Origin of the sequence: Stieleria magnilauensis (assembly GCA_007753675.1) — a bacterium.
GTDB lineage: Bacteria > Planctomycetota > Planctomycetia > Pirellulales > Pirellulaceae > Stieleria > Stieleria magnilauensis.
Map to the genome: position 1 here is coordinate 2477312 of CP036432.1, position 26998 is coordinate 2504309.

Here is a 26998-nt window from a genome sequence, read left to right on the forward strand (position 1 = left end):
GCGTTACTCAGCAGAATTCGGATGATTCGACCGTTTGCCGATCTCGGCATGGGTGACCCCAAGAGCCTTTCTTAGCGATTCCAAAACTCGAGCGGGCAAGAGTGACATCAACTTTCCACCTTTACCTTCAAGACGACGTGGGCTACGGGGACTGACGCTTTTCGCCGTCGCCCACTTATAAAGAAATTCAGGTCGGATGCGACAAATATCCTGAATGAGGCCGTTAAGCACCAACTGCCGCTCTGTAGAAACGCGAAACGGATCGACCGAATAGACAGGAAAGCTCAGAGTTCTACAAAAAAGCCGATCTAATTGCTTCAAACTTTCTTCGTCATCACTTCCGATGATCCTGACAGCTTCTAAATAAGCAACTAAAGCCCCGGCCAGCAACGAAACATTCTCAGACGTTCGCGTCACGCTGCGGCAATCTTCGAACGCAAAGTAACCCATCTCCGAAATCGTCACTACTCGCTTGGCTGCCATGAAGAAATTAATATTAACAAGATAGTCCTCATTGATACTCACGCGTCGTGACGTGCTCCACGCGTCCAGTGATTTGATCAACTCACTGCGATACACCTTGTTGCACAGAGAACCTGATTTAAATTCCCAGCTACAGAATCGCTCGAAGAGACAATCGTCATAAACTTTCCGATGCGGAAATCGCACATGGGCCCTGCATTCATTTCCGCCACTGCCTTTTGCGAGGAACATTCCGCAAATTGCGGCGTCCGAGTTTGACTCCTCGCATGCAGCGATCAGGTCTTGGTAGCAGTACCTGCCAATCCAATCATCTGCATCTAAAAACCCCACGTACTTGCCAACCGCACGCTTTACGCCTTCGTGCCGCGCCGCGTGAACTCCTACATTGTCCTCCAGTCGACAAACCTGAATCCGAGAATCCGTTTGCGTGAGACTCTCTACCACACCAACCGTTCCATCAGTAGATGCATCATCGACGACGATAACCTCAACTTCACTAACATGTTGCTGAAGCGCAGATTGAATAGCACGCTTGACATGAGTCTCACCGTTATAGACTGGCAGGATGATAGACAGCCGCATAAAAAACTCAAAATCTTCTGTTGCAAAGACACACCTGAATAATCCGCACCGTTCTAGTACCGCCCTTAATGAAAGTCACTTAACAAGAGAAACAGACAACGAATCACTAAGCCGCTCTTTATTTGGCTCTTATTTGGTTCTTTCAGAAAACTGACTGGAAGCGAGTAACCGCCAAAGCGAACCGTCGCATGAAAACACTTACGATGTGACTCACTCGAACGCACCTGCATCCCTGCAAACGCCTTACTGAGTCAGCGAAGTGTCGCACGACGCTTTCCATTTCCACAAGCGCTCTTGTCAATCGACTTGGTTCAACTCTGCACAAAAGAAAATTGACATAGAACGCGGATTCAAGCACCTATGCGCCAGCCCTGTGTTCGAACCAAGTTCTCTCATTTTGAATTGATCTAATTCGCACTCATTCCACAGAACAAAACTCTCAATAACATGCCGCCAGTATCCTCCAACAAATAATCCGCTCTAATGTCCCACGCAAACGAGACGTTATTTTCACACACCCACTGCAACGCCTAAAGATGAGACACATCTAATTTGGAAAACACAACATCCGTTTGCTGTGACACGCCTCCTCTCAGACGCACTAGAGCGACACGCCCTTGATTGCGAAAATATTCGTTCATTTGATAGCTATTGCCTATGACGTAGGGGTTAAAGCCGAAGGATTGCATAAGATCGATCAATTCCGTTGCGCTCCGCTTACCATCTTCCTGCAATTCCGGACTTATTTCAACAATTAACATCGCCGAGTCAGGCAGTCTTCCGAGCACAGACTGGAGCCCGGTCAGCACGCTAAACTCTGCCCCTTCGACGTCAATCTTAATTGCCTTGATCGCGTCAACGCGGATGCCCGAAAGCAACTCTGACAATGGAACCCCTTGGATCGGTACTCCGCCAATTGCGACTTCCCCAACGTTTGTCTTTCCAATGTTGGTACTTGGGCCTGGAATAACGCAAAGTCTTTTTCGCGAATCAGTTGCAGCGACGTTATGCGGACGGATATTCGAAATTGCATTCAACTCTATATGCAATTTCAACAGTTGGTAAATTTCCGGACTCGCCTCGACCGCGATAACGCACCCGTGATCTCCGACCAACTTACTTGAAAGAAGTGAGTAGTACCCGATATTTGCTCCAACATCAACGAATATATCGCCAGGCTCCAAAATTTCCTCGAGCCATGCTGTTAAATACGGCTCCCAAACTCCAAAAAAAAACAATCGCTGCTGAATATAATCGGTCGATACGCCTTCAACTAAAATCCCCTGACGGATTTCCGTGCGAAACCTGAACTTCCGTCGCCGGATCCGTTCCCATAAATACGCCTTACCCCACTCGAACGGTACATGGCGAAACCACCTGCGAACCAGAGAATAGTGAAGCTTTTCACGCAATTCTCCAATACGAGAATGTTTCTTTGAAAGTTCGATATATGACAAATTGTCCATTTTGGGCCTATAATGCAATCTAAAATGACGAAACCCCACCAACATCAAACGCTACTGTATGTCTATGGCTACAACTCTCACGCTCTTCAATGTGAGACCTGAAGCAATCCGCGATGCCATCTAAAACGAAACAGTTTTGGCGAGTGACAGCAGCATGGCTACTGCGTTCTTGCTGACATGAAAAGTGACGGGCTTCCAAGATACACCAAAAGCCAATTCAATAAGAAGCGAAACGCCAGAGCAACGGCGCAACCGAAAAAAAACAGCGACCTGCAACCTCCACTAGCCGCAAGCAATAGCTAAGCAACGATTTTTCTACCAATCTCTTATCGCGTTTTCCAGCTAAAATACTTTCTCTGAGCAACCCGGATCTCAGCTCAGATCCTTTCGCGGCGACAAACGACGCTGCCAACAAATGCTGCCGGCTTTAAGATAATGAATCCGGCTTAGATCGACCCACCAATCTTTAGCTCGTTAACAGCAGTCGCGCAGTTATCCTGAATCAGCCGTGCATTAACCTCCGCTTCCTGCCCAGCGAAATCCAGGTCACCAAGCTGGATTTTATGCCTGCTTTTTGCGTTCACTTTCTTACTTCTTCTAAAGAAACGCTTCCCCACACGATAGCATGGTGACGGTACCAACCCCAGTTCTCGCTCAAGCATCCGCTCTGACCGACCGGACGTAAGAGCTTCAAATTCGATCTCTACTACTTTCGAACCAAGATCTTGCGCTTTTTTGCGATAAAGGCACGCCCGACGTTCAGTTTCAACGCAGTACCAATAGCATAGCTGGTAGTCTGAGAGATGCTCCCAGTTACCTAACGCCAGGACACCGGGATCATCAGGCTGGAGCAGGTATCTACGCCCTAGGCTTGATCGAGATGGGATCGTGCCAAGCGCCAGCAAACTCTTCGCAACACTTCTCATGTCACGGCGCAGAATGATGAGGTCTGGAAATAACCCCAAATCCACAAGCGGCTCGAAAAACCCCTTGCAAAACAAATGACTCGAATCGAAGTAGAGTGAACTTTTGGTCCATTTGATTGAGGGTAGCTTGGACTCAATGAGAAATTCCTTTGCTTTCCTCGGATCCGACTGAGAGCATCGCATCACGTCGACGAAGTTCGGCTCTTCCTCATGTGCCGAATACACTCCTTGAAAACGGCTCATCTGTCGAGTCAGTAGCCCGGTACCACTCCTTCCAGTTGTAACGCAGAACACAAGACGCGGAAATTCTTGACCATTCATATTTTACAGCCTTTAATGCAGTACGGCCTATCTACTGACGCATCCCGATCTACGTGGCCAAATAACGCGTCCGAACACTCGATAAACACGAACGATGCCAATGGGAGCGTAAGAGGAATCCACTTTTAATTGATTTTTGCAATTGAAAAGATGCTAATCGCCTAACGGCGCCGGCCAAAACCGCAGTGGGAAACTTAGCCCGCGTGCACCTACTGCAACGCAAAAGCTAGTTACCTATCGGCGCGAAATCGCAGCATATAACCAACTGGCTTTAATCATGCCGATCATTCAGATGCAACACGCCCAACCGGACAGTAAGTCGCGTAGAGATGCTTTCTTGTCGTTGCGTTGAAACTAAAGAGATTTATGGACTTTGCACACAGCTTCTTGCCACCATTGCTATATAGATTCAAATTGACGCTGTACCGACCAGTTGAAAGGCATAAATGATTAACGACAAAACTTAAGCGTTGTTCTGATCGCAGGTTCTCCTGGATGTCTACATGCGTCTGTGCTGCCTGCGATCCAGCCTGATCAACTATTCCAATAATTGCAGAGTCCAGTCCGTTGACCTCGCTGCTCCTGAGCGAGACGGAAAATCGCAACTCCCCTCCTTGATGCACATCTCTTGAGTAGTCAATCAATTCGACCCCCAAGATTTCGTCCCCATAGACATCAGCTGTGCCAACTGAGTCCTCCGCTACGCAAAGGTATCGCTCTATCTGCGACGTAGGTGCTCCGCGGCTTACCAGCCTTCCTTTCTCCATGAACAAAACTTCGTCACAGATTTGAGCGACTGTTGCCATACTATGCGAAACAAGAACTACTGCTGAACGCGAGAGGAGCTCAGAGATCCTCACTAATGACTTCGCCTTAAATCTCGCATCTCCAACTGCAAGCACCTCATCAATCAGGAGAATGTCGGGTTTAAGTGATGTTGCAACTGCGAACCCCAACCGAACCATCATCCCTGAACTGTATGTGCGAACTGGTGAGTCAATGAACTCAGACATTTCAGCAAACTCTACAATCGAATCAAATAGTTTTCGCGTCTCCTTCTGCGACAGCCCAAGTATCGATGCATTAACGAATACATTCTCACGTCCGGTCAGGATGGGGTTAAAACCCGCTCCAAGCGCTATCATCGCGCCTACGCGCCCCGAAATTTGCACCTTGCCTTTGTCGGGCTTAATCAGCCCATTCAGAAGCTTCAAGAGTGTTGTTTTTCCTGCACCATTGTGCCCGATCAATCCGACGCACTGCCCCCTCTGGACACTAAACGACACCTCTTCGTTCGCCCAAAACTCATCTTTCCGCAACGCTTCTTTGGCGGTCCGACCACACAAGTCGAAATAGGAATCCTGGATCCCATACCATAAACTCTTGCGAAGGTTCCTGCAAAATTTTTTCGAAACTCTATCAGCTACTATTAAGTTGTTGTTCATTCAGTCGTGTATGTAATGATAGAGAATGTGGTTGCTAGCAAATTGCATGGACGTCCTTGCGACAAGAGTCGGTGCGGTGCCTACATCCCCATTCTTGCGACGAGATGCGGCATTACAATACGAATAGCAACAGTAGACAAAACGCAAATTATCGAAGCGGCAACCAATATTGCGGCCATCGGCATCAGGTGCTGAGTGTCGCCACTCGTGAGAATGTCCCTGGTTCCCATCAAGATAGGTGTCATTGGATTCCACGCTATGACAACAGACGCGATTCCAGATCTTGGCGGGGGGAACACGACGGGCGACAAGTACATGAGAAACCCCATGATTACCGGTATCGCTTGCTGCACATCAGTGTAAAGACTTCCTATCGGCACAAGCATCAATCCTAGAGCAGTTCCAGTTACCATTAGTGTAACAACTATTAGCGGAATAAATACAATGGTCCATGGAGGCATAATTTGGTACGTAAGAAAAACCGGCACCAAAACAATGCTATAGATCAGAAATTCAAATACTGCTCGCGCAGTCCCTGCCGCGATGAACGCCTCAGCCGGAACGTTCAGCTTCATAAATACCGGCTTTCCCTGGGCAAAGGAAACGACAGGACTTTGCAAAAGCTTTACAAAGGTTTGCCAAACCACCGTTCCAATTATCACAAACACTGGATACGGAATTTGAGTTTCCTCAACTGCGATTACTTGTTGTGCATTCAGAAAGAGCCAGATCGCCGTCGTCATCACCGGGGGAAGGAATAGCCAGACGTACCCGAGGTAACTTTGTCGGAACTGAGCCTTTAAATCTCGCAGAAAGAGAATCCAGATTAGTTCGCGATATCGCCAGAGATCGCCGAACACATCTCCTACTAGTTTTCCTGGTTTTGCGAGCGGAGATTCGGGAGAGTAAACTACCTCGGGAAGCTGGTTGGCCGCCGAACTCGTCGTTTGTGTTGTTGATTGCACGGAAGTTGACATCAGATGATTGTATTGATTAGCGAATTGAATCACGGAAGGTCCAACTCAACCGAAGCGTGTCGTTCATTCTACAAAGAGAAAGTCAACGACAAATGACGGTCGTATGCATTTGGGGGTGAGATGGGAATCAATGGCTTGGACGAGGTTGGCTAACTCATGTAGGCAAAATCCTGAGACGGCCATCCGCTATAACCTGATTTTGAAGTGCATTTCTGCCTAGGCAAAAACTCTCTCACGGCCACTAAGCAAGCGGCACCGCCGACGGCGGCGACGGTATACGAGCCCTCCACCAAAGCTCCGGAGGAAAACTGATTGCAAACCAAAAATCCGCAGATCCCTGTCGCCGCCCCGAACAACGCCGCCGAGACTTCCGCCGGGAGCAGACCTTTAACGCTGCGGTTGCGGAGGATGCGAAATGCGGTGAAGCCAGGAATCAACAGAAAAGATAAATAACAAATCAGGGCCGGAATTCCGCAACCGGTCGAAATTTCAAAGATCAGATTGTGTAGAGCCTTATCAGTTCGCTCCATCCCGCCTTCGTAATAAGACGGAACCATCCGACGACCTGCATAGGGGCCAACACCCAGCAGCGGGTAATCTCTTGTGATTTCGTAACCCGCCTTCCACAGTTTCTTGCGTGATTCGGCGGAGGAATCTCGGTCTTCGGCTTTTGCGAAAATTGAACTGAATTGCCGGACCACCGAAGGGCCGGCGAGCGCGAAGGTGCATATGGCGGCGATGGTGATGATCTGAATGTTGTGCCGCGTTCTTGGAACCAGCAGGACGGCCGCAGCCGAAAGTGCGACCAAACCCAACATGCATCCGCGAGATTCAAGCAACATCACCTCATGTACATGCATGACGAACAGAAATCCAGCCAACGCTTGCTGCCAAACCTTTTTGGAATAAAAGACCAGACTCAAACAAGCTGCTGAAATGCAAACTGCGAGGTTTGCAAGCTGGTTGCTTCCGTATCCACCCCAATCATTTTCTCGTACGTACTGGCAGTATCCCGTTTGGAAGTATTCGAGGTTGATTCCCCACGCGTTGTACCCGTGCGCGATGGCGATTGTCCAAAGAAACACGCCGATTTTGCGAGGTGTATCGAGGAGCCTAACAACCAGCAAGGCGGTGACCACAATCTTCCACATGTTACCCATGAAGAATCCCGACATCCATGGATCGATACTCTGCATGCTGCTCAGGTACGCGAGCCCCAGAAAACTGAGAAATCCCAGACACGCGATTCGTATCGGCCCCCGGAGTTTCTGGCCAGGTAATGCAGACAGTAACATGCCCACTACGGTGCACGCAAATATTGCCTTCTGAAAACCTGGGTCCGGCGGAATCGACCATCGCCAATTCCATTCGGGCATGAGCAAGACAAATCCATAGAAACCTACGATCCCGATCCACGGACGCACAAAGGCCACGAGGCAGACCGAGACGAATGCGATGTAGACGAAGAAAAATCCAAGCATGACGCTCTAGTCTCTTAGCGTCAGCAGAAAGCTGACGATGTCATCGAGTTGCGAATCGCTCATCTGCTGGCTGGTCCAAGCGGGCATGGGGGATGTGTCGCGAATCAGCACCTCGCTACCGTCACGAATCTCGACCAGCTCATCCCTCTTCAATTTGCGAATGTGGTATTTTCCGGATGCGTCCTGAGACAGCAGTTCGATTCTTGCGTCGTCTTGCGACAGCAATCGTCCAACATGCGTGTCGCCGTCTTCGGTCAAACACTGGACGGAGCGATACTTCTTGGCAATTTGCTTACTAGGATCGCGGATCGATGTTGTCAGCCAGTCTCGCCCCATGAGTCCAACACCATTCAATGAAGGGGCGGCTAGATCCTGTCCCGCGAAGTGCTCTCCCCAACCGTGACAGCTCTGGCACTGAAATGTCTCAGTGAACAGTTGGCGGCCATTCTCAATATTCGTCAATTTCAGCGTTAGCCCATCTGTTGCCTGACGCGTTTGCGGCGCATCCGCCAACCCAATCACATTGCGAAAATTTGGGGAACTCCCGAGCGATGACAAGTAGGCGACCAAATCCTTCAGCTCGCGATTTGACAGAATTGCATCGTACCCGTTTGGCATCTGGCCATCTTCAACGGCCTTGAAGCGGTCCGGAAAGACGATCGACTCCCAAAGGTATTGCTCAGCAGACATTCCGGCGACTCGAGTTGCTGCAACCTGCCCAATCTTCGCTAACGAAGGCCCCATGCCATCTTGTCTGGACGCGTCATTGGAATGACAACGTTTGCAATGATGCTGAAAGAGATCACTACCGTGAGCAATGCTGATACGCTCTCCCGTAACGGGGAACCACACTGCTGACGATCCGACGCCAATCGCCAGGGGCAGGATCCCGCCGATTGCCATTCGAAGCAAGAAGCTGACCTGAAGCATGTTAAAGACGTTGAAGCTCGCTAGGAATCTGGTCAATCACTTGAAAGTAACCTCGTAAAGTCCCCGGTCACTATAACTGCAGGCGTAAATGGAACCCCGCGGAGAGCAGCAAACGGCAACAACGGATGGAATACGCGCGAGAAATGCGATCTTGGCCGACAATTGATTGTCCTGATCGACCAATTCAACAGAGTTGAGCGCATCGTCGCCGAAACTTGCGACGATCAGCTGATTGTCGATCGGTGTCCCTGCATCACCCAGAAAGGCTAGCCCCTGAGCACTGGAAAGTCGGGCGATGGGACTTTCAATGTCTTCCACGTTGATTGATGAGTCGGTGTCATAAGGATGCCCGTAATGCTTGCCTTCGACGACGTGAATCAGCTTGTCGCCAGGATTTGACTTGTTCTGGTCATTATCGGTGCAAAAAAGATTTCCGCGGTGGTCAAAGCAGATTCCGAACGGATTTCTGAAACCTTTGGCGAACACGTCAAGTTGGTCATCGTCAATGCTGTACCGTAGAATGGTCCCATCGAGCTTTCCGAAGGCGGGGGCGTGATCGGTCGGTGTGCCAACCGTGATATAAAGCCGACCCGCCGTATCAAACGCGATTCCGTTGTTTTGGTGCAAGCCGTCGGGTAACTGCGCCCCGGGCAAGCCCGAGACGATGTCTTCAAAGATTTCATAGTTGCCATCTCCATCAAGATCACGCAGACGGGTCACGGCGCCGGTCGCCTTTTGAATCAGCCTTCCATTGACCGCTTGTGCATACTGGCCGGCTCTGGAAACAAATATTTCGCCGTCTCGGTAAGCCAGGCCATGAGGACGAGTCAGGCCCCGGCCGACGGTGCGAATGCTGGGTTGGTTCGTGCCGAGTTGGACTTCGACGACTGCACCATTTTGAAAATAGAGCCCGGCGTATCCGGTCACTAGGATTTTTCCGTCCCCCGCCCACGCGACTGCAGTTGGACTCACCGGCAGATCCGCAATCCGTCTGACTTGCCATCCCTTGGCCGCATCGGTCGCTACCAGTCCCGATGCTCCGGTGGCATTGGGATCGGCAAGATACGGTGAAATTAGGTTCTGAGCGATCAATGCAGCAAACGACATAAACGCGAGCAGATAGATGCTGGACGCGATCAACAAGTTACGTTTCTTTTCAAATCTAGCGACAACCGAAACTGCCAGTCCGGCGAGGATCCCGGTGCATGCCGCTCCCAAATGCACGGCCAAATCGGCTCGACCACCGATCGTTCGTCCCGATAGCAACCGAACCACTAAGTTCTGCGAGGGACTCCCAGCCGCGACAATCGCCGTGGTTCCGCAGATCAGCACGATCACTCCGATGACAATCGCTACGAATCCCCTGTGCGTGGAGGGCCGTGCAGTCACCAGGATGGCAATCGTTGAACAGATTACAAAAATCAGCAGAAACAGAGATTCATTCATCTCAATTCGCAACGTCCAGTCGATGCTCAGCGATCGCAACGCTCAGCAGGTTAGTGATTTGGCTCATACGGGCGGACCACGCGTAATGATCAACAACCAGTACACGGGCGGCACACGCCATTCTGGTTCGCACAGTGGTATCGTTCGCGAGATCACTGATTGCATCGACCCAAGCCGCTTCGTCGTCGGCGATAATGAATTCGCTGCCGTCGATTGCGTCGATGCCTTCGGCTGATTGCGTGGTGGTGATCACGGGCAGGCCGCAGGCCATCGCTTCGAGGACTTTGTTTTGGATGCCGCGGGCGAGCTTGAGCGGACTGATCGCGATGTCGGCCGCGTGCAGATACGGGCGGACGTCGGGGACTTCACCGACCAGGTTGACTCCGTCGAGCGAGCCGAGGTCTTTGACGGCTTGGTTGGGCCGGCGGCCGACGATGGTGAGTTGGATGTCGACGTGGTTGCGGAGGGTTGGGAGGATTTTGGTGCAGAACCAGATCAGGCCTTCGACGTTGGGCGGGTAGTCGAGGACGCCGGTGAAGAGAAGGTTTGACGCGCCGCTCGCTGACGCTTCCCGCTGGGATGGCGGGCCGCTCGCTGACGCTTCCCGCTGGGAGGGTGGGCGAAAGTAGTCGGTGTTGACTCCGTTGGAGACGCCGTGGACGGGTGTGGTGGTGGTGATGGTTGACTTGAACAGGTCGGCTTCTTGGTCGCTGACCAGCGTAATCGCGTCGGCGCGGTCGGCGATGCGGCGTTCCAGGGTTCGCACGCGTTTGGATTCGATGGAGTAGATCCAGCTTTTGGGTCCGGAACGGTCGATCGAGAGCTGCCGCCATTTCTCGCTGTCGACGTCAACCAGGTCGACGATCATCGGGGTATCTCGGAAGGCGTCGTGATCGACGTAGGGGAACATGCTGCTGCAGAACACCAATGCGGCGTCGAACGGTTGGGCTTGGTGGCAGGCGAGGACTTGGTCGGCGATCGCTGGCTGGTGGAACAGGCCTTCGGTCAGGCTGTGGCCGCCGAGTAACGACACGCCGGCTCGCAACCAACGGGTCGTGCCGACTGGTGCGGTGATGACGGCGCTGCAGATTTGATTGACGTGCTGCAGTTCCGCATCGGAAACGGGTTCGTCGTGGGGACAGGCCAGCGTGACGTCGAAGGATTCCGCCAGGACACGCATCAAGTTGTAGGACCGGATCCGGTCGCCGCGGTTGGGCGGGTAGGGGAACCGATGCGTCAGCAGCAAGACGCGTTTGCGGCGTGCAGTGCCGACTGGCGTGGTGATGGGAGCGTTGACGGTGGTGAAGGCGGGCAAAACAGGGTGTGATTTCAGCGGGTAGCGTGAGCGATCGGCGCGTGGGGTTCAATTATCACGCGCCACTGGCTAACGCGGCGTGCTGGTGTGGTTGGTGCTGAGGAGTGGCAGAATGATGCTGGGGAGTTTTTGGTCAAAAAATGGGGTGGTCAAAAAATGGTAGGAAGATTTTTGGGGTAGGAAAATGAGACGGGGAGAGCTCGTAGGGCATTGCTGTGCATCCCGGTTGGATTGCGATGCACAGCATCACCTACTTCGAACGAGGAGTGGCAAAACGATGGGGGCAAGACGATGAAGGCAGGGAGGCGGAATGATGGATGTCAGCTGGACGCGTGAGCGAGCGGCGCGTTGGGTTTATTGCATCACGCGCCACTGGCTAATGCCACGTGCTGAGGTGTCAGCCGGACCGTGATGCACAGCATCACCTACGCTCCTTGTCTCCTTGTCTCCTTGTCTCCTTGTCTCCTTGTCTCCTTGTCTCCTTGTCTCCTTGTCTCCTTGTCTCCTTGTCTCCTTGTCTCCTTGTCTCCTTGTCTCCGTCCGGGCGGACTTCGTCCGCTTGGGTGACAGGCGGTTTCTGTTTGCCTGCCAACCATGCGGTTGATTTTGATTGTTTTTGGGGACGACCGAAACAGGGCAATGCCCGGTGACGGTCAGCACGATAGGCTGGGGGAATCTCCCCGGCGGGTGTCACCGCTGGTGACGGGTCGCTCTGAACGCAACGGGATGGGTCGGTTTGTTCATCGAGTGATCGATGCGTTTAGATCCGAGCGTTTGTCTGCGGTCTTCTTCTGATGCTGGTCGGCATTTTTTCGTGATTCGGTCATCGTTCCGAACGACAATCGGTTCATCATACGACGCAGTTTCCGCTCGGTGCGTTCGAGTCCGATGTAATGTCGGAAGGCAGCCGAGCGACGCAGCCCTTTCACTCGCGGTTGTTCCGGATCGATTTCCCAGGGATGAATGTAAAACATCGCCGGGCGGTGTTTCTTTTCGATCGACTGGATCGCACGGATTGTCAAGTGAAGCGGTAACAGCCGGAAATATCCTCCCCCGACCGGTACCGGGGCTTTACCGAACCGGGCAATCGATGGCGGATACTCCCGGATCGGTCCGTGCGTCGTCTTACGTGTATGAATGTCTTTCCGCGATCCTGGGACGCCGTAGCGGTCGTGACCGGCGATCGGAAAAATGCTGCTGTCGTCGGTGAACCCGTGTTCGACCAGAATGTCAAGCGCCCAGAGCGAGTCTTGAATGATCGAAAAACTGGGGGCACGATAGGCCGTCGGCCGGACACCGCAGGCTGTGTAAATGGCATCACAACTGTCGCTGATGTCCTTGGCGAATTCATCCGGGGTGATTTCGTAAACCAAGCGGTGCCAGTAGCCGTGCGAGGCGATTTCGTGCCCTGCTCGGGCGATCCGTTTGACCAGTGCCGGGAATCGCTCGGCTACCCAACCCAAGATAAAAAACGTCCCGCGCACGTCGACCTCGTCGAATAGGGACAGCATGCGATCGGTGCTGCGTTCGACCCTGCTTTCTAATTGGTCCCAATCGGAACGGCACACGCGGTCTTCCATGCCGGAGACCTGGTAATAGTCTTCGACATCGACGGTCATCGCGTGGATGGGGCGGCCGGTCATAGGATGAGGCGATGTGGTTGTTTGATTGGATTAAACGTGGGAGAGGATTCCAGCGTGTCGATGTTCGGGGTGATCGGCTGGAAGGCTATCCCATGTGGGGTTGGTGATGCGCTAGGCGGTTGGTTTGGGGTGGGGCCACTTGCTGACGCGTCGTGGTGGGGTCGATTCTGGATGTGTGGTGAAGGGGTTGGGTTGATTGCCTCTGTGTGTTGTTGGGGGGCCACTCGCTAACGCGTCGTGCTGGGGAAGCGTTGGGATGGGGTGGGGCCGCATGGTTTTACTTAGGTCGATGCGGGGGAGAAGTGGATGAGCAAAGACGAGAGGGGCAGCAAACGGACACGTTGGATCACTTGGGTGTCATTTTGGTGCGTGGCGACGGTCACAACGAATCGCGGGATCGCTCCGATGATCGGGGCTGCTGGATCTTTCGGTGGTGTTGGCCGCTCGGCCCCCTTGGTCGGGAAACAGTTTCCGGTTGTCGCCGGGCTGGATGATGACCCTTTCAACGACCAAGGGGGCTCGACACAGCGATAGCAACTTCATCGCTCGGCCGCCGCGAATCCCGATGACGCGCAACCCGGTGGCGGTCAGCATTCTCAAATCCAGCCATAGGTCCGCATTCTGGATGTACAGCAAGTCGAGAAACTGTTTGCGTTTGACGTCCGCGACGGTTTCGTCGGGTTCCAGGTTGATCTGGGCCAACCCGGTGACACCCGGTTTGACGACGTTGCGGTGGTAATAATCGTCGATAAACGTTGTCAGGACTTCGCAAATCTCCGGTCGCTCGGGACGTGGGCCTGTCAACGACATTTCGCCCTTGACGACGTTCCACAACTGGGGCAGCTCGTCCAGGTGGGTGCGGCGGAGGACTTTGCCCAGCGGTGTGATGCGTTTGTCTTTCTTGGTGCTCCAGACAGGCTTACCGCCGCGTTCGGCGTCAACGTACATCGAGCGTAGCTTGTAGACATGGAATGTTTCGCCATGCAGACCGACGCGTTTTTGGCGATAGATCCCCGGACCTCGCGACGTAATGCGGACGAGCCCAATCAGCACGGCGATAACCGGCGCCGCAGCGACAAACATCACTCCGCCGAGGACGCGTTCAACCGCATACTTGCGGCGGAAGTATTTGGCGCGTTCAACTGCGATGCGTTTGCAGTCATCGATACTCGAGGTACGCCGCGGCTCCTCACGCAAGTCATGCGTGTCGGCGCGTTCCCGGTCGCTAACCGCCGTCGAAATCGAGGAGTCTTCATCGCTGTCGTAGTAGTCGTCGTCATGTGGCGATGCAAAGTGGAGCACGGCGCAATCCTATTATTGAACGAGTTTCTCAAGGTGGGGCAAGAATGCTTCGAGGAACGAGTGACAGGGATCAATCGCCGACCCGGTCACGGGACCGGCAAGCTGGATCTTGTACAGGTCATCCGTCAGCCAGAACCGAGGACTGTCTGCTGCGACGAATGCCCCACCGTCGCTAAAGCCGTAATACACTGCCAACGATGCTTCTGGCTCGTCATCGCGGCTGAATTCGACCGACCACACCTGGTGGCGGTTCTCTTTTGTCTTAAAGGTCTCTGTTCGACGCGGACGGGTTTGTTTGGTTCCGACGGAACTGTAACAGACTTCGGGGGTGTGCACGGCGATGGGACCGCGAGGGCCGTACATGACCGCGAAGTTGACCATCACGCCGGTTTCGGTGTGTTGGTAGACCCGGACGACCGAACCGTAACAACGCAACAGACGCTGCGCTGATTCCGGCAAGTCTTGCTCGTCAAGCAATTTCCAGGGGCCGACAGTAATTGGCAGTTGATTGAGCAATGCTCCCTGATCCGATCGCGAAGTTTGCGTCGTCCAGCGTCCGTCCAGGTAGCCGTGCACGACACCGGAAAACAACGCCAGCGTCAACAGGCTGGCGACGATGACGCCTCGTGATTGGAGCGACTTGGGGGCGGATGAATCGGTCATTGTTTTGCGATCAGAACGGCTTTGGTCAATGTTTCGTCAATCGAATTAGCTGCAAGAAACGTGGGGTGAGGAACTCATCTAGCTAGGCTGCCTCTTTGCTGGCTGATGGATTAGTGCCGAGCCGTTGGTGCAGCTGCTTTAACGCATCACGCTCGGCGGGGGTCAGACCTTGCAAGTCCAGTTCTTGGAAGTTGACCTCGGACCAAATCTTCTTGGCGTCCTGGAGGCGATTGAGTTCCAAGAGTGCTTGAACCAGATGGAACTGGTAGCGGGGCAAATTTTTTTCTTCACCGCTTTCGATCGCCTGCTCAAATTGCTCAACCGATTCCTGAACACGGTTGCCGCGCAACAGGACAGTCCCCTTAGTGTCCAGCAACTCGGCGTCGTCGCCTGCTATCTCTATCGCGGCGTCGATGTGCTTGAGACCTTCGAGTTCCCGTCCGGGCAATTCGGCGAAGATCATCGCCAGATTGTTGAGCGGACGAAGACGTCGTTGATCGAGGCGCAGAACCTTCAAGTACAGCGCGATGGCTCGTTCATTTTCGCCTCGCTGCATCGCCCAGGTAGCAACACTATCGTTGAGCGCCGCGTTGTCAGGGTAGGCCTTGACCGCTTCGTCCAGGATTTGTGCGTAGCGAGGTTCAATCATTTCGGGATCGAACGCCAGCAAGGATTCTACCAGCAAGACGGCCGTCGTGGCCGTCGGCTTTTCGTCGTAGCGATCTGCTGCGACTTCAGCAGCCAGGTCGTGGTTACCTGCGAGGGACAAGGCCGCAATGTAATTGACGAAGGAGTCCTTGTTCGCTTCGTAGGCGCGGCGGAACCAAGCCAGACCTTCGTCGATGAAACCGTTCCTCATCAGCGCATCCCCGGCGACCGTTTCCACGCCGCCAGCGACAGTGTCGGCGTTGCCTGTCGATGGATCATTTGCCCATTGGTCCACGATCGCTGGCAGGCCTTCTTTGTCTCCACCCTGGCCGGCCAGCATCATTTCGATCTTTAAGACTTCCAATGCGGACCCGGGCAGCGTTTTCAATCGATCAATGACGTGGCGTGCTTCATCGAGATCGCCTTCGTCATTGATGGAGATTAAAAAGGCACAATATCGGGTCAAGTCGACCAGTGCGGGATTGTCCCGGCCAGCGAGCTGTTTAAAAACCCTTCTCGCTTCGGCGATGTATTGGTCTTTGTCGAACTGCTTTTGTTCCGAAGGTGTCAGCTGGTCATACTGCGATACCATTTCGAACATCAGCGCCGCCTGGACACGAGAGGCACCAAGACCGATCTCGGTTGGGCTTCCCGCCATGTCGCGCAGCAATCGCACCGCTTCTTGCCGCTGGTAATGCGATCCTTTCGAGGCAAGGAGCAGTGCATACACCAAGCGGTTCTGTTCCGTGACAGCCTGATCGCTGTTGAGTAATTTGGCGATTTGATCCCAATCGATTTCTTGACCGCTATCGATCAGCTGTGCGGCCAACTCGGTACGGATGCGAGGATTGTTCGGGTCTTGACGGAAGGCTTGTTCCAGAATGGCCAGGGCGTCACCGCCTCGACTTCTTGATCGAAGCAACCGCACCAACGCCATCTGCGCCTTGAAATCCGGACGAAGATCGTTGGCGGCTTTTAATTTTTCGATCGCGTCGTCGATGCGATCCAGCGCGATCAACGCCTTGGCCTCTAGCAACAGTCGATCGCCTTGCTTCAATTCGCCGTTTTGAAGCTCATTAAGTGCTCGTTCGATCTGTTGCCTGTCGCCGACGGCAATGGCCAAACTCATCCTTGCCGATGCGACCGCGGATTTTTGGGAGGCCATCTCGGCCAACCCTGCTGCTTTGTCAATCGCTTCGTTGGCATCCTTCAACAGCAGTTCCGCATCAAGCGTCTCGGCGACTCCGCTGTCGGAAATCGCTCGGGCCCGCATCACAAGTGCAAATCTCGCGTAGACCAACCAGGCGATCGGATCATCGACGTTGTCCTCGGCGATCTGCTTGGCAGAGTCGAGTGCCAGCGAATAATCGCCCTTGCGTATCGAAATCCCGATCGAAACTTCGTTGTAGGGATCCAGGTCGGTTTGGGTGGCGATGCCGGCCAGGCGAATCTCCCGCTCGGCTTCTTCATCGCGTCCCAACGTCAGCAGTGCCTGCCACAGCAGTTGTCGCGTACGAAGTTGTCGATCACCGGAGTTGATTCCTCGACGCAACTGCTCGATTGCCGACGCGTAGTCTCCGCTTGCGAACGATAACCAACCGCTGAGGGCGACCGCGTTGCCCCAGTTGGGACGCAAGGACTGTAACCGGCTGATCAGCGTCTTGGCTCGCGTGTAATCCCGCTCGTCGCGCTGCACGCCCCCCCGCGCCAGCAGTTTTTCGACCAGCTTCGTTGCCTCAATCAACAGCGAATAAGCCGGTGACGTCTCCGTTTGACCGCCGATCGCACGAGCATCGGCACGATAACCTTCGACACGATGCAATTCGGACAGGTACTGCTCCATCTCGCCGGCCTGATCTTGCAGCTTGGCGATTTGGTAGAGCGAAAAGTAGATCGCCGGGGTGCGTTGAGCTTCGGGGATTCTCAGTAGGGCTTGTTGGGCCAGATCGGGTGATCCGGAACGTTTGGCGTACTCGGACGCAATTTGCGCAAGTCCGGTTGCGGCCTGCGAATCGACTTCCATCGCCTTCAACAGCAACTCGCCGGCCTCGGCATGTTTGCCGGACGCGGCCAACACGCGGGCACGCAACAGTTGCTGCTGGACCGGAGCCAATTTCTGATCCGAATCAAGTCGTTTGAGCACCGACTCGGCCTGCTCAGTTTTGCCTGCCGCGGCCAACCGCTCGGCCGCGTACATTTGCAACTCGGTGTTGTTCGGATTCTCATCGGCCAAGGTTGAAATCTTGGTGGCAAGCTCTTCCGATTGCAGGTATTCCTCGGCGAGCACACCCTCCGGAGGCAATTGAGCCCGCAGGGTTTGCAAGCGAAGTTGTTCTTCGGCGAACGTGTCCCCGGCCTTTTCCAATAGTTCATCCAATTCGCGAACGCGCGATCGCAATGTCGCGATCTCCCGCTGTTCAGGGATCAATCGCAACTGGTAGGCAAACTCGGCCTCCAACGAAGCGACACGGACACGTGGCACGTTTGACAGGCGGGCTCGCTGCCACTGTTTGGCGGCTTGTAAACGGTTCCCCGAGCGGGTCCATGCTTCACCACTGGCCTGGACCAGCGCCTCATTGGTTGGGAACAATTCGGCGGCTTCGGTCAGTGTTGTTGCCGCCAAGTCCCAGGCGAGCTGTCGCTGGTAAGCTCCGGTCAGCTGAGAAATGCCCGCGATTCGGATCTGAGGTTCCAAGCGAATTTCGTCGTCGGTTAAACCGTCGAGCAGGCCGATGATTTCCCGATCGTTCTTCGACGACGGCTCCTTGCCTGCGATGACGGTCGCCTGGGCGACTTTCTTTTTCCAATCGGCGTTCGTGATTGCCTCGGCGAACGCCGTCCGATCGGCCAAACTGATTTGATCGCTGGTCATTAGCATCAATTCACTTTTCTTGCCATTGATGACACCGGAAAATTTCTGGATCGCTTTGTCGGCCGCGTCGGTTGCCGTGGTTTTTGCACTCTCATCGGCTTCGGCAGCTCGCCGCGCGAGCGCCCAGGCGACGTTGCCGAGCAAATCCAGGTTGTCGTCATTGACGACGGTCAATCCTTCCTGCCACAGGTCGATCGCCCGATCCAAGTCTCCCGATGATTCGGCCAACAGCCCGGAGACGAGGTAGGTTTGCTTGACGGCTTCGGGGCGGACCGGTACCGAATCGACCCCGAGGTCGCGGAGCTGACTCAGCCAGTCGGTGGCGAGCTTGATTTCTTCATCGGTCGCCATTTTGACGGCGGCACGGTCGACAATCGAACCAGCACCGAAATAGACACACTGGTAATCCCAGACCAACGCTTCGGCTTCTTCGCTTAGCTGCAGCCCCGGTTCCGGCTTGTTTTCCGTGCTGCCATCACCTCCTGTCTCGGGCTTCGAAAAGTCCTCTGCCGCCAACCTGGCCGATGCTTCGGCGGCGGCAGACTTGATCAACTCGCTCGCCTTGGCGTTTTCCCCAGCCATCGAGGCGTAGCGATACAGCAAGATCTTGGCACGCGAGTCCGGACGCGCGTGAAGCCCCAGCAAAACTGAATCCAGGACTTCGGCGGTGTCCGTGTCCAATGACGCAATGGTTCGGGTAAACGATTCGACATTCTGTTCATCACTGGCGATTACGATACCGAAGGTCTCTGGTTCGGTTTGCAACAGTGCGATGAATGCACCGATCAGGTCCAAGTCATCCGCATTTCGTTTGACCGCTTCACGCAATACGATTCCCGGCGGTTGGTGGGACAACCAGCCGTAGTAATCGTCCTCATGTTCCACTGCGTTTGCATCGCGGGATTGATAGAGCATTTCCTGGACCTGCCCCACCAATGCAATCGCCAGCCATTTGTGAGCTTCCGCATCATTCTGACCAGCACCGAGCAGACGAACGTGACGCTCGACGTCTTTGAAGAAATAGCCACCGCTTTGAATCAGGCGGTTGATCAGCCGCTTGCGAAGATCGCGTCGCATATCCGCCTGGAGGTCGTCAGCTTCATCTGCCGTACCGAGATAGGCGATTGCCGTACCCAGGCGTTTTCGTGCAGTCGTGACGCGGTGAACAAGGTTCTCACGGGTCGCCGTTTCGGCCGCGGTATCGGCCGAGATCGCCGCGCGAATCACTTTCTCGCGGTCATCCGGGTGCAGCAGCAGATAACTGGATAGCCAGCGAACTTCTTCGGCCGGCTTGCCATCTGCCGCCGCCTGGTCGGCACGGCTGAGGAAGGTGCTCGCTGCCTTGCTAGAATGGTAGACGTACGACGCGGCCATTGCGACCATCAGGAACACCGCACCCAAGGCGGTGTAGCCGACCAGCCGCCAATCCATCACCCAGTGGTAACGACGTTCACTCAGTTTTCCCGCATGCGATTCCGAGATCACCTCCGGCTCGTGGCGGCTATCCGCTTGCTGTCGTGCAGCGATTGGGGCGTCGCCGTCTACAGTCTGGGTGGGCTGGGACATGATTGGGTCTTTTGGACGGATCGTGATTCAATTTAACGTGTGAGAACGGGTTGGTCGAATCAGTTTCGGTGCGTGGTCTCCGCTAACATTTGACCGAAATCGCTGTACTTGTAGTCTCCATACCGATAGGAGTACTGTCGCGGCGTTACGCCGCTAAAGATCGTTCCCACGACATTTGCCCCGGAGGCTTCCAAGCGATGCGTCGTGCGGACGACGCTGTCCATACGGGTCAAGTCTCGCATCACGCAGACCAGGGTCGAATCGACGACCGACGCGACGGCCAAGGTTTCACCGGCCGACAGGACCGGGGCCGTGTCCAAGATCACGTATTGATAGGACTCCAGCGCCTCATCCATCAGCTCTTTCATCGAATCTGGCGAGATCAACCGGTGCGGACTGGCTTTCAGGTGACCGGCGGGAAGAACGTGCACCAAGTCGCCCAGCTCGCGATTGATCGCTTCCTTCAGCGGAACCGCTTTGCGCAAGACTTCGTTCAGACCTGGCTCCAGGGCCAGTCCAAAGACGTCGTGCTGGTCCGGACAACGCATGTCACAGTCGACGATCAGCACCGTATTGCCACTGGACTTGGCCAGCGAAATCGCGAGCTGGGACACCGCCGTGCTCTTGCCTTCGCCGGACATCGAACTGACCACGGCGAAGGATCGGGCATGCCGGGTGTCTTTGGAAAGCGCCAGATTGGCACGTAATGCATCCACACTCTCCTCGAACACGCGTCGACTTTTAGAATTCCTACCGACCGCTGCCCGAGGAGCTCGAGCCAGTTCCCCAATCACGGGCGCGATCAAATGCGATTTTTCAAGGTCCAGACTGTCCGTAATGCGTTTAGTCCGAAATTCCCAAGCTAGACCGATCAGAAATGGAATCGCAAATCCGGCACCTCCAGCCATGATCATTTTTTTAAATGGTACGGCTTCAACCGGGCGGCTTGGTGGCGTCGCTTGGGAAATCGACATGACCGAACTACCTCGCTTGCTCTCCATCTGAATTGATGCTAGCCGATCCGTAATGCGGTGTAACATTGATCGAGTCCGCTCCAAATCATCTTGGGCGAAGAGCAGAGCCACACTGACTCCATCACGTTGGCGGAGGATATCTGATTCAGCTTTGTACTGAGACTCCAGCACATCGAGACGCTTTACCAATTGTTCGCGACGCTCTGCTATCTCTGCCTTCTCCTGATCGCTCATCAATTCTGCACGACGTGCGTGCTGCTTCTGCTTTGCAATCGAGCTTGCGACATACTCAGCCCGGGCACGCTCAAGTTCCTCATCGAGCTCTGCCTCCATGATATCGATTGCCCGCTCAGACGCGGCCTTCCTCGCCAGTGCATGCTTCTCTTCCCACTGATCCCGTTCCGTCTGCAATCTCGCGTACCGGTCTTTATCAAACCTCCAACGCTCCGACACTTCCAATTCGATGACCTGCTTGCGGTAGATTTCGTACATCTCTTTCGTGCGGTTGACTTCCTTGTCTCGACTGATGAAATCCGAAAGACGCTTAGGATCAATTGTGCCGCGCTTAACTTTTTCCACAGCCGGAACGAACTCCTCAATTGAGGACTCCCCGAGTTCGCTGCTGCTCAGTGGATTCCGTATCCCTACGCCAGCGTCAAGCAACGCAATTTCGATCTCCAAATCACTAATCTGACTTCGGAGATTACGGATCACCGAAAACGAGTCACTATTCTCTAAAGCGGCAACGCGTTCGCCAGGAGCGACGCCATGAGACTCTTTGGCTAACTGTGCAACAAGTTTCTCTTGTTCCTCAACCTTGCGTTTCAGTTGTTCCACTTGAGGTGTCAACCAGTTCTCCAGTCGCCCGATTCGTCGATTGTCGTACTCATCACGCTTCTGAAGGTACGCTTCAACGATCGCATTGCAAACGTCGGCAGCAAATCGCTTGTCAATATCCCTGTAGCTGATCGACAGTGTGGAACGCGTTCCGCTGTTTCCGATCGTCAAATTGGAGAGTAGAGCCTGTTCTCTGACATCCGGATCGGGATCGTTCAGACTAAAAGCTTGCAGTTCTGGGTTGTTTATCACTTGCGAAAGGACGATTGGGCTTGTTAAGAGCAAACGCTCTGACTTCGCAAGATCCTCCGGCGCTGGGAGCACCCCTCGATCAATCAACCAATCTTTGTTCGCGGCTAAATGATGAGATGCTCTGTACATTGGCACGAACGTCTGCAGGACCAAGAAGGCCGCAACCGTCGCAAGTACGATCCCTATCGGAATCGCCCAAAACCAGCAGCGGCGGAGCGTGATCCATAGCAGCCACGGATCGAATGAGTTGGTTGGTTCACTGCTGGCGGGCACGCGAACAACCGGACCAGCGTGATAAGGCTGCAACTGATTTGATTGATGATCCATTTTTGTCGTTAGCTGTAACGCAAGATTTAGGAAAGGTTCCAACCCGGTGAGATTGGCTGGGAATTCGTCGTGACGGGGAGCTGACTGAAAATCCGATTTCTAAGACAGTCCGAGAAGAGTGGGGTCATCCAGATGAAACCGCCGGTCTTGGCGATCGTCAGTGCTGAAAGGGTCGTTTTCACAACATCTACCTCTCCGTCCGTTTGAACGCCGCCTGGCACAGTGGATACACGAAAAGTTCAGAAATTTTGTAAAGATTGAAGCACATTCAACCGATCCGGTGTGTCCGCCCGATGAGAGGCGGTGAAGCCAGCCTTGGCAGTTGGACGGCCGTCGCCAGCGTGTTTGACAAACTCGCGTCGGCTATCCCCCTGATGCGTCCTTCGATGTGGCAACCCGCACCGGACGGCCTCCATACTACCCAGCCGACAGCGGTAGTCTAATGTTTGACGTGAATTATCTACGAATGGCTGACAGAGCCCCGCAAAGTCTCTTTTGCGGTCATAATCGGAACTCTTTTGTACACCAGCTGCCAGTACCAGCTGACCAAGCCCAGCAATGCGAAGGAGGCGGCGATCATCGCGTACCCCGAAAAGTCATGAATCCAGTGTCGCCCGGCGGCCGAGGAAACCTGTGTGTAGAACAGCCCGATCACCACGATCCGAGCCGCATTGACCAGAATCGCCGCCGGGATCGCCGCCATCACCAACACCGCTCGATCGGACCAATTGCGGTCACTCAGCACGGCCCAAAAATACGCACACGCGGCCATGCCGACGAAGATCCGCAGCCCGCTGCACGCCTCCTCGATCATCAGCTTCTCTTCGCCCATCCACACGATGTGGCCTTCCGCAACCGCGGGCTGACCTAGGGCACGCAGGAAAAACGTGCTCAGATCCGTCGCAACCCCCTGCAGATTCCAACTCAAGGCACTTTCGGCCTGAAACGGCAGCGGGATCGCAAAGAATAGGAACCCGATCGCGGGTAGGGCCCACAGCATCGCCCGCAATCCCAGCAGGCACCAGACCGCACCGGCCAACGCGGGCAGGATTGAATAGGCGTCCAGAAAGTCGGCGTAGGCGAAACGACTGAGCACTCGGATCCCGATCGCCAAGAAAACGAGCGAGAGCCCCTGCCAAGCTACTTTTTCGCTCGCCCCGGGAAACAGATGGCTGCGGCGGTAACAAAGGTACAGAGCAAGCGGGACCACAAACCACCCATGGCCGTAGTCCGGTTCGTTTTGCCAGCTATCGACGATCCACGAGAACGTGGGCAGATAGCTGTAGGCCAGGATCCCGATCGCCAGAGCGAGCATCCCCCAGGTACTGGCCGACCACCGCCTGGGCGGCGCGACCTCGACCAGCGGCTCGGCCTCCGCTTTCTGCGGCGCGAGAGAAACCGACTCGCCACGGGCAAGTTTACGGTTCATTTCGGTAAGGCCCGCGGATTTGCTACGGCTACGGGTCTTTCCGCCGCCGTTTTTTGCCGGCGGCCGGATCGGTTTGCGTTTCTTAGACATGGGAAAAGCCAGTTCCGGTAGATCGGCTCTGGTCGCGGTTCAGGGTTTGCGAGAGGGTGGGGGCTTCTGGCAGGCCTGGCGGATCGCCAAGCCAGTGGTTGGCTGATTCGTTATGCCTAGCCACCTGACGATTCGACATCTTGCTCATTAAACGCTCGTGTTTGGTCCAGCGCGAGACAAAGCGTCACGGGCGTGAGCATGCGAGTGGCTAAGTCGAAATGCGAAGGCTAGTGTGGGTTTCGTGGCTGTATCGGCAGAAACATGGCGTCGTCGTTCTGCACAAAGCGGATCCGTGTATGACGGATTTGCGATAGGTGAAGTTCCAATGATCAGGCGATCGCATCTGCGGGCGATTAGCCTACCCGCACAGAGGGGTTCGCCTTGGGCCTGAGGATAGGCGACAGATACCGACTGTCAAGCAGAAATCCGGATTGCATGATGCTTGGCGAACCTGCGGAATCCGGATATCACGACAAGTTGGAATGACCGGAAAGAAGGAACGCTCTTCCAGACGTTTGAGCACCGGCCAGCTATGAGCCTGGGGCGGGCCAGGTAAGATGTGGGGATACGTGCATCCCTGCCCACAGAAATCGTTTACGGCTTGATGCCCCCATCGGATCACACGTGAAATTAGCCGCGAGCGTACGGCCACCACGCCAGGAAAACGCTCCTAGGCCTGTACGCTTGCGACAAATGGCTGATCAAACCGCCAATCCGCAAGTGCTTCGGTTCGGTTAGTGCCTCGCCGTCGAAAGCCTTGGCGGCTCTCGCCGCAGTCAAGCTCAGCTCTTTTCTCCTCCTCTACTCCCCCCCTCTATGCAGTACTGGCCGTCAACGCGATGGAGTTTCTCGTCCAGGCGAAGGGATGACGACTCATGGGTCGAGCTGCCGCTGCCCTTTGCGCTGATCGGATCACACGAGCGGTGCCAGGTCCATGTCGAGTACAAGCGATTACCGCCAGTGGTTTACTTTGCCGTCGTTTGCGGGTCCCGGGTTGAAGTTTGGCCGCTTTGCGGCATCGCGTTTCCGATCTGGGGCCGCATCAAATCGGACACTCAATTATTGGTGGGCAAGCAACGCCTGTCACTGATGTCGGATGCCGACCCCAATTGGATGCCGCCCATGGTCCTGGCCGAGCGAACGGCGGATGAAACCGAGGCGATTGGGCAATCGTCCACCGAGGCCGAGCCGGCTGATGCGGTCTTGGTGATGGATTGGGGGACGGGGGAGCAGACGCGACGGCTCAGCCGCCAGGTCACCATCCTTGGCGAGGGGCATCCGAGTTCGATGCGTATGCACGGACTGGGGCTGCGCATCTGTGAACTGGGTATCGTTTGCGTCGGCAAGCGGGTCTGGGCGGTACAGCTCAATCCCGATTCCTTGCCCGATGGAGATCCCATGGTCCGGGAGCTGATTCCGGGAGGCCAGTCGATTTGGGTCGGAAACGTGCACCTGTGGGCCAACAAGCTCGGCAGCCGCGCCGACCGCCGTTTCGGAGACCCACTGGCTGAAAACCCGCCTAGCGAGGCCACCCCCACAATGCCGGGGGCTGCGGCAGGCGACAAGGACGACGCGGTTCCTCAGGAATCCAGCCGCCCGATCGTGGTGGTTGACCAGCCGCACCGACGGCCGATGAGCAGCATCACTCGGTCAAATCCCCAACACATCAATACCGACCGCGTCGCGTCCGATTTCACCGATCGCTTGCTGGAGAAAACCGAAAAGCGAGCGAATCGGCAGAGTCTGATCAAATGGAGCGTGACGGGGGGGCTGCTTCTGGCCGCCATTTCCGTCGCCGGATTCGTGCTGATCCGAGGCGTTTTGCCTATTTTCCGAGCGATTTACTCAGAGTAACGAACTGTAGAACAGCCAGTTTTTTTCGAGAGGAAGAGGGCTGAGGAAAATGAAAATATTGCGAGACACCCGCTTAACACCTGCTCCGCTCTGCCGCGGAGCTGAAGGCGTAAATGCCCAAAAGTGTGCCAAGCAACGAAACAACGGCTTGTAGCGATAAAGTGTTAAGATGGGAGGATTTGACAAGGAGGTGAACAGATAATGCTTGCGAAATTGGATTGGAAGAGTACACTAGCCCCCCTTAGGTTGTTTCTTATCCGACTGGGAGCAGGAATAGCTGTGAAAGAGATGAGAAACGTACCAACGAACCGCCCTCCACTCCGATCGAGTGCTTCAATGATTTCGCGAGTATGGATTCCTCGCCGGACGCTTTTACTGTGCGCCGTCTTCGCGGCCGCGCTGGGCGTTTCGCGCGAAGCGACCGCAGGAATTATGCTGGGCAAGCCCGATATCGAACTGTCGCAGTTAACGGGAAGTTTCGATGATTCGACGGGAACCTTGTTAATCACCGGGACGGCCGCTCGCATCGTTTATACAGAGACACCGTTGACGTTCGAGCGGATCTACAAGGGCACGGGAAACACCATCTCGACTGATGGCTGGATGGGTAAATTCCAGCTCACAGCGAAGTTTGACGCATCCGGCAACTTGATTCCGGATTCGGCATCAACCAACAGCACGACGTTTCGGGTCGAGGGAGCTCCCAGTAATGCTGATAGCGCAGTGACACTGCTTGCCGGGTCCCTAACGGAGCTAAGACTCGAATCTGCAGTCCACTTTGACCCCAGCGCAGATTCCGACCCGTCGAATGATTCGGACCCGATTCTGTACAAACTCACGACGACCTTTTTGGCCTCGTCCACCGGCGGGACCAAGCAATCTGACTTCGGCACCGACTTGGTCGTCAACATCGTCACAACCGCGACGTCGGACTCCTTTCTAACCAGCTTCCAAATATCGGCAGGTGGCGGCGATGTCGCAGCCCAAGCAGTGCCTGAGCTGTGTTCGTTTTCATGCTGGGCGATTGGTTGTACTTGCCTGCTCGGCTTTCGCAGAAATCGCCGAAGATTAAGCTGAGTTTCAGCACGCTCTCAGCGTTGATCATTTATTTAATCGGGGCACTTTCGGCGATTAGTTGCCGACCATTTATCGCTGACCACTCAACTGAA

The 26998-nt window shown here is 54.7% G+C and carries 17 protein-coding genes; 2 read left to right on the top strand and 15 right to left on the bottom strand.

The features are described 5' to 3' along the window. Positions 1-3: 3 nt before the first annotated feature. The 15 genes from TBK1r_RS08845 to TBK1r_RS08915 all read right to left on the bottom strand — a co-directional run bounded on the left by TBK1r_RS08845 (position 4) and on the right by TBK1r_RS08915 (position 23975). A complete protein-coding gene (locus tag TBK1r_RS08845) occupies positions 4-1065 on the bottom strand; it encodes a glycosyltransferase family 2 protein (RefSeq protein WP_145209046.1) in 1062 nt (353 codons plus the stop codon). A gap of 530 nt (positions 1066-1595) precedes the next feature. Next, entirely contained in the window at positions 1596-2531 is a 936-nt protein-coding gene (locus TBK1r_RS08850; RefSeq protein ID WP_419581143.1) for an FkbM family methyltransferase, read from the bottom strand. 446 nt (positions 2532-2977) lie between these two features. Further along, complete coding sequence (locus tag TBK1r_RS08855; protein ID WP_145209050.1) at positions 2978-3778, bottom strand: hypothetical protein; 801 nt, start codon at positions 3776-3778, stop codon at positions 2978-2980. Positions 3779-4062: 284 nt separating this feature from the next. Continuing rightward, on the bottom strand, positions 4063-5223 hold the full coding sequence (locus tag TBK1r_RS08860) for an ABC transporter ATP-binding protein (protein ID WP_145209051.1): 1161 nt from the start codon (positions 5221-5223) through the stop codon (positions 4063-4065). A gap of 80 nt (positions 5224-5303) precedes the next feature. Further along, positions 5304-6200, bottom strand: a complete 897-nt coding sequence (locus TBK1r_RS08865) for an ABC transporter permease (RefSeq protein WP_145209052.1) — start codon at positions 6198-6200, stop codon at positions 5304-5306. Positions 6201-6349: 149 nt separating this feature from the next. Next, entirely contained in the window at positions 6350-7681 is a 1332-nt protein-coding gene (locus tag TBK1r_RS08870) for an O-antigen ligase family protein (protein ID WP_145209053.1), read from the bottom strand. A gap of 6 nt (positions 7682-7687) precedes the next feature. After that, positions 7688-8584, bottom strand: coding sequence for a c-type cytochrome (locus TBK1r_RS08875; protein WP_419581144.1), 897 nt, complete (start codon positions 8582-8584; stop codon positions 7688-7690). 63 nt (positions 8585-8647) lie between these two features. Then, entirely contained in the window at positions 8648-10057 is a 1410-nt protein-coding gene (locus TBK1r_RS08880; RefSeq protein ID WP_145209055.1) for a PQQ-dependent sugar dehydrogenase, read from the bottom strand. Position 10058: 1 nt separating this feature from the next. Next, the gene (locus TBK1r_RS08885) at positions 10059-11372 is read right to left on the bottom strand and encodes a TIGR03087 family PEP-CTERM/XrtA system glycosyltransferase (RefSeq protein WP_419581145.1); all 1314 of its coding nucleotides are present in this window, start codon (positions 11370-11372) and stop codon (positions 10059-10061) included. Between the two features lie 740 nt (positions 11373-12112). After that, positions 12113-13015 carry an XrtA system polysaccharide deacetylase gene (locus tag TBK1r_RS08890; RefSeq protein WP_145209057.1) on the bottom strand — a complete coding sequence of 301 codons (903 nt, stop codon included), beginning with the start codon at positions 13013-13015 and terminating at the stop codon, positions 12113-12115. Positions 13016-13372: 357 nt separating this feature from the next. After that, positions 13373-14317 carry a sugar transferase gene (locus TBK1r_RS08895; protein WP_419581146.1) on the bottom strand — a complete coding sequence of 315 codons (945 nt, stop codon included), beginning with the start codon at positions 14315-14317 and terminating at the stop codon, positions 13373-13375. A gap of 12 nt (positions 14318-14329) precedes the next feature. Further along, positions 14330-14980, bottom strand: coding sequence for an exosortase-associated EpsI family protein (locus tag TBK1r_RS08900; RefSeq protein ID WP_145209060.1), 651 nt, complete (start codon positions 14978-14980; stop codon positions 14330-14332). A gap of 82 nt (positions 14981-15062) precedes the next feature. After that, on the bottom strand, positions 15063-20066 hold the full coding sequence (locus tag TBK1r_RS08905) for a tetratricopeptide repeat protein (RefSeq protein ID WP_145209062.1): 5004 nt from the start codon (positions 20064-20066) through the stop codon (positions 15063-15065). 59 nt (positions 20067-20125) lie between these two features. Next, complete coding sequence (locus TBK1r_RS08910; RefSeq protein WP_145209063.1) at positions 20126-22456, bottom strand: polysaccharide biosynthesis tyrosine autokinase; 2331 nt, start codon at positions 22454-22456, stop codon at positions 20126-20128. 460 nt (positions 22457-22916) lie between these two features. After that, complete coding sequence (locus tag TBK1r_RS08915; RefSeq protein ID WP_419581147.1) at positions 22917-23975, bottom strand: exosortase/archaeosortase family protein; 1059 nt, start codon at positions 23973-23975, stop codon at positions 22917-22919. An 816-nt stretch (positions 23976-24791) separates the two neighbouring features. On the opposite strand from TBK1r_RS08915, the gene TBK1r_RS08920 reads away from it, so the two are divergent. Together TBK1r_RS08920 and TBK1r_RS08925 are read left to right on the top strand one after the other, a co-directional pair. Then, positions 24792-25829, top strand: coding sequence for a hypothetical protein (locus TBK1r_RS08920; RefSeq protein WP_145209065.1), 1038 nt, complete (start codon positions 24792-24794; stop codon positions 25827-25829). 336 nt (positions 25830-26165) lie between these two features. Next, the gene (locus tag TBK1r_RS08925) at positions 26166-26906 is read left to right on the top strand and encodes a hypothetical protein (RefSeq protein WP_145209067.1); all 741 of its coding nucleotides are present in this window, start codon (positions 26166-26168) and stop codon (positions 26904-26906) included. Positions 26907-26998: the final 92 nt, after the last annotated feature.